This window comes from uncultured Campylobacter sp. (assembly GCF_938018035.1).
Lineage (GTDB): Bacteria > Campylobacterota > Campylobacteria > Campylobacterales > Campylobacteraceae > Campylobacter_B.
In genome coordinates this window covers 1-3004 of record NZ_CALIJF010000028.1, presented here as the reverse complement: position 1 = coordinate 3004, position 3004 = coordinate 1, and the positions used below count along the sequence as shown (strand labels likewise).

The following is a 3004-nucleotide window of genomic DNA, read 5'->3' as shown; positions in this document are numbered from 1 at the left end:
AAGCCCGATTTTTGCAAATATCGCGGTCAGCGCCGCAAAGAGTGCTGATGCAAGCGCCCAAGCCGCCCAAGTTTCCATGATTTTCCTTTAGAAAAATTGCTGAATTATAGCCCCATTTAGATAAAATTTGTTTATAATTTCGCGAGCGTCGCAGCAAAAAGCTAAATCGCAAGCGAGCAATCCCACGAAAGCGACATTTAAATTTTAAAATTTTAGCCGCAAAATACGGCTAAATTTCAGTTCCGACAAGTAAAGATTGCCTCGCGCGCTACCGAATGAGTTTGGGCGCCGTTTGAGTGGTGTGCCGCAAGGCACGGTTCGCAGAAACTGCCATAAAATTTCGCTTTGGCAAGATAAAATTTTATCGAGGCAAGACGAGCTTTCCTTCGAATGCAAAATTCTATTTTAATTCAGCAAAAGCACGACCGAATACCCCTTTCGCAAATCAAAACGCGGTATAAATTCCCCCGAGCAGAAAGATCTGAATTTGAAAAATATTTATTGTTTGTATATAAAATTTTAAAATTTCTACGAGGAGAGCTTATGAAAAAATTCCTACTCGCGCTCATTGCTATATTCGTTTTAGCGGGCTGCGGCAGCGACCCGAAAGGCGTGGCCGAGGACTTCGTCAGAGCCCTATACGAGGGCGACTCCAAGACTTTGGTTGATATCATCGACATACCCGATAAGGACAGATCGGACGACGGCTCTATGCAGATGATAAACGGCAAACTAATGCAAATGGCGGGTGCCGGCAAGGAGGAGGCCTCCAAGCGCGACGGGCTAAAAGGCGTCTCGGGCGAGCTGCAAAATAGCGACGAGAAATCGGCGCTCGTGAAGGTCACCGTGTCTTTTAAAAACGGCACAAACCGCACCGAGAGCGTTAAACTCGTCAAAAAAGACGGCAAATGGAAGGTTGCGCTTTAGCCAAAAAGCTTCTCGTCTGCCTGATCTTTGCCCTGGGCGGACTCGGCGAGCTTTGGACGCTAACGCGCGCGCCTACGGCAAAAGAGCCGCTACGGGTACCGGATGAAATTTTATCAAACCTACGCACGGGCGATCTCGTCTTTCGCCTAGGCGACGTCACCGACAGCCGCATAATCGCGACCGCGACGGATTTTAAATACTCGCACGTAGGCATGATCGTGCGCGAGCGCCCGCTTTTGGTGGTGCATGCCGTAACGGGCGAAGGCGAGCAAGACGGCGTGGCGGCCGTTTCGATGCAGGAGTTCTTGGCGCATGCGCGAGACTTTGGCGCGGTGCGGATGAAATTTTTAAGTGAAGAACAAAAGGCGCGCCTCGCCGCTTCTTTACTTAGGCGCGTCGGCGAGAGTTTTACGCTAAGACCTCGCGGCGAAGCGAACCTCTACTGTACGACGCTACTCGAGCAGGAAATTTCAAAAATCACGGAATTTTCTCCGCAATATTTTAAGCTAAGCTTAGCCGTTTTAGGCGGCGAATACCTCGCGCCGAAGGCATTTTGGCACTACGGCGGCGTCGAAATTTTCGATATTATGTAGCAAACGCACCCGCTAATTAAGCATAAATTAATATTATTTGAAACTTGATTAGCCATCTTTACATATAATAGCCCGAATTGTTTTGGTTAATGTTTTTATATCATAGCCATCAATAATGGCAACTGTGTTATATTTAGTATTGTTTTGCCCCATTGTTTTTATTTTTCCCTTTTCTAGAATCACCTGTTGGTCTACTCCACCAGTGATATATAGTTCAATTTTTTTATCTAATATCATGTCTAATATATGAATATGATCCAGATTAAGATTTAAATCATAGTTTTTAACCTGGAATAGTGGCCTTATGTAGAAATCAGAACCTAACTCGTTTTGTTTTTTATAATTTGTGTACCCGCATATAGTATCTAGTCTTTTAAGTGTATCCTCGTTTAATGGATATTTATAGTTAACAGATGTCCTGATTTCCAATCTGAATTCCTTAAAAGATTTTGTTACAATTTTAATATCAAATTCCCCCTTACCACTTTTAAACCCATCTTGTCTAACATCATCATATCTTATGACATCAATAGGGCAACCGCCTTTTTCCTTGCAAGATATGAACTGTTTTAAATATAAAGCTACTGCTATCTCTCCAAGTATACCTTCTAGCTGCTTATCGAATTTTTTTGATCTCAGTCTAGATGAAGTATTTTGATTAGCATCCATTGTATATTCGCTTTTTATCAATGATTGAACTATCGATTTTAAAATTGAATTAAAATCAAAATTAACCTTTAAGACATTAAAAATGCCTATTGAGGTTTGGATCTCAATTACATTAAAAGTTATTTGGTGTTCTAGGACAGATATATATTTTATAATATCATCAATATTTGTATTATTTACCATTTAAAATATACTCTCTTTCATCTTTGTCTAGTTCAAAACTATCAAATATTATTTCATCTATATTAGCTTGCATTTGCAATATCTGTTTTTCTAAATTTATTGCTATTGTTTTATCACGCTCAAAAAGTCCTTGCCACTGCTCTTTGAAATTTCTTTCTTCTAGTTTATTTTTGAAATTAATCTTTTTACTTTTTTGAAGTTCTTTTATAAACTCATCAAAATTTATAGTATAAAATTTTTTAATCTTATTTGAAATATTATCAAGTTCTAGAGAACTATAAAATTTGTGAAGTTCTTGATCAAGCCTAGAATACAAAACCATCAGCTTTTCTCCTAGGCTTTCAAGTTCGTTGGACTTCTTTTTTATATTATTATTTATTGGCAAGCTTCTTAGATTACCTATTCTAATTTCAGGAAAAATATCACCTTTTGCTGGAAATAATGTTTGATAAAGGTAGTTAAAAAGAGTGGAGTTCAAAATACACATTATTGCCTTTAATCCAAATGAACTGTCTTTTTGTATGCCAACATACAATACATGGGTGGAAAAAAATCCATTATCGTCAAAAACGCATTCTAAATTTTTTCCTACACGCCTTATAAAAAGCTTACTATTAGTATAATATTCAGCT

At 38.9% G+C, this 3004-nt stretch carries 4 protein-coding genes; 2 read left to right on the top strand and 2 right to left on the bottom strand.

Going from position 1 to position 3004, the window contains the following annotated elements; genetic code table 11:
* Positions 1–543 precede the first annotated feature (543 nt).
* Together Q0257_RS00845 and Q0257_RS00840 are read left to right on the top strand one after the other, a co-directional pair.
* Entirely contained in the window at positions 544–927 is a 384-nt protein-coding gene (locus Q0257_RS00845; RefSeq protein WP_298020357.1) for a DUF4878 domain-containing protein, read from the top strand.
* Positions 909–1520: a YiiX/YebB-like N1pC/P60 family cysteine hydrolase gene (locus tag Q0257_RS00840; RefSeq protein ID WP_298020354.1), complete on the top strand. Its 612-nt coding sequence runs from the start codon at positions 909–911 to the stop codon at positions 1518–1520. Before Q0257_RS00845 ends, Q0257_RS00840 begins: the two co-directional genes overlap by 19 nt.
* A 48-nt stretch (positions 1521–1568) precedes the next feature.
* On the opposite strand, the gene Q0257_RS00835 is transcribed toward Q0257_RS00840, so the two are convergent.
* Positions 1569–2372 carry a hypothetical protein gene (locus Q0257_RS00835; protein ID WP_298020351.1) on the bottom strand — a complete coding sequence of 268 codons (804 nt, stop codon included), beginning with the start codon at positions 2370–2372 and terminating at the stop codon, positions 1569–1571.
* The coding region (locus tag Q0257_RS00830; RefSeq protein ID WP_298020348.1) for a TaqI-like C-terminal specificity domain-containing protein at positions 2362–3004 on the bottom strand (643 nt) is incomplete at its 5' end. The genes Q0257_RS00835 and Q0257_RS00830, both read right to left, overlap by 11 nt.

Excerpts from the sequence above, each read along its gene's own strand:
- Q0257_RS00845 (WP_298020357.1), top strand. The coding sequence starts at position 544 with ATGAAAAAATTCCTACTCGCGCTCATTGCTATATTCGTTTTAGCGGGC.
- Q0257_RS00840 (WP_298020354.1), top strand. The coding sequence starts at position 909 with ATGGAAGGTTGCGCTTTAGCCAAAAAGCTTCTCGTCTGCCTGATCTTT.
- Q0257_RS00835 (WP_298020351.1), bottom strand. The coding sequence starts at position 2,372 with ATGGTAAATAATACAAATATTGATGATATTATAAAATATATATCTGTC.